Source organism: Aliivibrio sp. SR45-2 (genome assembly GCF_963890165.1).
In the GTDB taxonomy this organism is placed as follows: Bacteria; Pseudomonadota; Gammaproteobacteria; order Enterobacterales; family Vibrionaceae; genus Aliivibrio; species Aliivibrio salmonicida.
Window position 1 is genome coordinate 1 of sequence record NZ_CAWPRC010000005.1, and the last position, 4,125, is coordinate 4,125.

Annotated in this window: 3 protein-coding genes; all 3 read right to left on the reverse strand. The window is 37.9% G+C overall.

The annotated features are described in order from the left end of the window. Positions 1–972 (reverse strand): toxin VasX (locus AACV33_RS00090; RefSeq protein WP_339379712.1); only part of this gene is annotated, 972 nt, incomplete at its 3' end. Next, entirely contained in the window at positions 969–1,826 is an 858-nt protein-coding gene (locus AACV33_RS00095; RefSeq protein ID WP_255458655.1) for a DUF4123 domain-containing protein, read from the reverse strand. The genes AACV33_RS00095 and AACV33_RS00090, both read right to left, overlap by 4 nt. Further along, complete coding sequence (tssI, locus tag AACV33_RS00100; protein WP_182700638.1) at positions 1,823–3,913, reverse strand: type VI secretion system tip protein TssI/VgrG; 2,091 nt, start codon at positions 3,911–3,913, stop codon at positions 1,823–1,825. The genes AACV33_RS00095 and tssI overlap by 4 nt, the downstream gene beginning before the upstream one ends. Between the last annotated feature and the right edge of the window lie 212 nt (positions 3,914–4,125).

The window sequence follows — 4,125 nt, forward strand, 5'->3', positions numbered from 1 at the left end:
CAAATAATCAGTTATTTCTTTTTCAAACTGAAATATGCTAATTGGATCTTCTCTTATCTCTTTAGGTAATTCATTTTCATCAAGCCTTACTCGTCCTAAGGTTCGAGTCAATTCCGCCATTTGAAGTTTATATTGTTTATCTTCATCTCCCATAATTGCCGCTTTCTCTGCCACTTCACTCGACAACTTCAAAAACAGATCCGTTATATCAGCCAACTGATCATCCAATGCGATATACAAAGCGCTGTTCTTTTCTAATAAATCACATTGATAATCGGTTTCTAATACGGTTTTCTTATGGGTAGCGAGATGAAACTCATCATCAGAGGGATCATCGTCTTTTAATGGGGAACATGTTATTCCAAACAAGGTATCAGAGGGTTTTGGTGTACCAATATCAGCAACAGCATGGACAAAATCACGCATGCCACCACCGTGTTCTATTTCTAATGTGTTTGAATAGGTTTTTAAGTCGACAGTTCGCATCCATTCGTTTCGGCACTGAGTATTTGAGCGCATGTGCTCACATAAGCGCCATGTCCAACGTTGGTGAGAAAATGAAATCATCAGCGTGTCATTCTTAGAGTAAGACAAGCAGCTTTTACTCTCTCCTGCTTGCCCCCTCTTTTCTGGTGCTTTATCGGCTTCATTTGAGCCCCAATCAATCTTAATGAATTGAGTGCCTTTGACCTGATATTCATGAAAAGTTTTGTCTTTATTGCTATAAACGTAAAGCCAACCGTCTCTTAATTGTCTTAATGTATATTTTGAATGAGCAACATCAAAAAAGCCGTGACCTTTATGGGTATCAAGTAATGGGTGTTTCTGCTCTTTTTCTTCATTATCCATATCATCAATCGCATAACGAACCGGAATGATATCAATAACGCCAAACTTTACAGGGCAGGCCCCAACTGGGTTCTTCGCATCTTTTTTACTGCCACACATGGCTGCATTGTTTGCTTCGCTCATTCTTGTAAATCCTTTTGCATAGAGTGACGATATTGATAGGCTAAATCCGCCGCTTGTTTGATTCTTTGTTCTGGGGTTTGCTGTGATGTTTGATAGATCAATTTGGTGATTTTTGGGTATTTATCGGTTGTGATCGCTTCTTTTCCTAAATATCCCATCACATTCATAAATAGACAGACTTCAGTCTCATTTTGAAAGCCTCTGCTATAAGCGGCATCGAACCAATACTGAATCCATTTTTGTTTATCTATCACGCCCTCTAAACAATGTGGGAAGAAATATTCCACATGATTAAGTACATAGGCATAGGCATTTTCAGTCGCTAACTCTCCTAACGCTTGCCATTGTTCGTCCGTTAAACGATAAGGTTTCTCGCTTTTCATCTCAGTGCAAGGCGATAAGTAATGGACCCATCCCTTTTTATATGGAAGCCAAACTTCATTAATGTGTTGCCAATACCAATCTGTTCCTGTTGAGAATAAAACATTGGCACAACCTGAATGCGCTAATTTCAATATGATGGATGAACCGTAAGGCGATTGAACCTTAATCAAACCTCTAAAATGTTCTGCAAGGCTTTCTAGATCTAACGCCGAACTGAATAAGAAACCGTCTAGCTGACCACGTTGGCTTTCAAACCACTGTGCAATATCCGGAGTTGCTTTGACTAAATAGGGAGAGACAGATATCAAATCATCCCAAGGGTCATACAAATACAGCGGTTCTTGCTCTACTACTGTATCTAATTGATATAATTCTTTTAATACGTCAACACTCTGACTTGTGTCTAGCATCAAATAAAAGGAGGTGAAGTCATCAATATTCAAAGTATCAAAGAACGTAGATTTCATCATTCTTGCCCCTGCTCTTGTTCGCACTCCTCACACACCGGATCCGATGTTTTAAATGCCTCTATCTGATGAGGCGTATCAATTTTACTTCTTGTATGTTCAGAGGTTGTTGCGGTTTCAGCCACACTGCCTGTCATTTCATTCTGCTTCATGACGGGTTGGGTTGCTGTAATACCCGCATATCCACTGCCGCTTCCTGCACTTCCTCCTGCGTTTAAATTAATAGCAGCCCCAAGTAAATGAACTCCGGCAGGATCTACTTTTAATGTACTTCCACCGGCAGAGATCGTGAACTCTGTCCCTGCCTCTAAAATGATTTTATTACCAACATCAATATGTAACTCGCTGCCTATGTCTATCAGCTTTTTTTCTCTCACTTTACCGTATTCAGATCCTAATATTTGCTGATGTGTGTCTTTTTTTATCGAGGTAAATTGGTCACCATTAACGGTACGATGGCTGTCTTTTTTGATTTCAACGAATTGATTTTGATGTATGACTTTATGATCATCCTTGAAGACTTCTGTGGTTTGATTATTTTTAATTTGAATATCTAGATCTTTTGCAGCGTGAATATAAATATGTTCGTTATCTTTTTTATCTTCAAAACGTAATTCATTAAAGTTATCGCCACCGATAGAACTCGATGTCTTAAACGTACTTCTTGTTTTATGCTCAGGTAATGCATACGGTGGCTTATTGTCTCCGTTATAAAGAGAGCCCGTAATTAATGGTTTGTCTGGATCTCCTTGTAAAAAAGTAACGAGCACTTCGTGCCCAACTCTAGGCAATACAAATTGGCCATACTGATTTCCAGCCCAACCTTGAGATGTCCTTACCCAGCAACTTGTGGGCTCATTCCTTTGTCCATTTCGATCCCAATGGAATTGCACTTTAACTCGACCAAATTCATCACAATAAATCTCTTCATTCTTTGGACCAGTAACAATAGCAGTATCAATGTTTTTAATGCGAGGCTTAGCTTGTGCAGTCAATTTAAAAGACGTCATCCAAGGAATACACGTAAATTCGGCCTTATAATTTGAGACCCCATCGGCCAATTCTTCTAATACCTGAGGTTGTTTACCCTCATGCTTTACTGTTATTAATAACCATGTGCTATTCCATGATTCATTCGTATAATATTGAATTGGCTGAAAATAACCGACACGTAATTGAGCGCTATCGCTGATACCTATTAACTCTAAAGACATCGATCTTTGTTGATCTAATTTTAGTTTTATTTGTTCTTTGATAGCATGCTTTCTATCATCGAGAGAAAAGGCATGAATTGGTTGGTAAGAGTACTGCTCTAATGGTGATTCACTCGTTTCGTCAGTTCCATTAATGTGGTCTACCGCTTCTGATAACGAGTACTTCGGTCTTTCAAATACATAATCACGTATTGAGACCTTACCAGTATTTACTTTCTGCTTTTTAACAAGAGACATAATCGTGTCTCTCTCTTTGGCCATACCACTTTCAGAAACCACACGTAATGGAGGAAGTTCTGTATAAACTTCAGAACCATCAGAAATAATAAGTGTTGAATTCACTTCCAAGTGTTCAAAAAATGAAACCAAGCCCTCTTCAGCCATAAGACGCTTAATAAAAGCATGATCTGTTTCACCATATTGCACACAGTATTCTCGGGATAAATGCGGACTAAAAAGCTCCATAGAAAAATGATTGTTTTGTATCCCTGCATCTTGATATACAGCGGTAATAATATCTGGGATAGTTTGTTTCTGGAAGATTCGAAAATGCGTTCTATAACTTAATAAGTTAAAAATGGGCGTTAATTTAAGTTTGTAGGTACTGTAACGAAACGAAGTGGCTAACTGCTCTATGAACTCAATGATGCCATGAACATACCTTGGGGTTTTATCATTATTATGATGCAACGAAAGTCGTGCTGGTAGTTGTAGCCATGCGGCAAGATCTACATCAGGATCTTCACAAATAAAGGTAATATCGAAATAATAATCCTCCCCTAGTTTTTCTTCTCCAGAGAATTCATAAACTTGCAGCGGTAAATCTATTGTTGCTATATCAAGTTCAAATTTTTCTTGGTTAGCATTTTGTTTCATGACTCTTAACCTTCACCCATAAATAACAAAATAATCAATAACTTATTGAATTTATGGCTAAATAATATCAGTAATACATAAGGTTTCTATTTTGGTTAAAGAATATGCGATCAGATCCAACCTCGCGCTTGAAAACGAATCAAACTAAAAAGTATGCCAATATTACTCATGCGAAAAGTATGTTTTATTTTCTAGAGTTACCTAACTTTTCT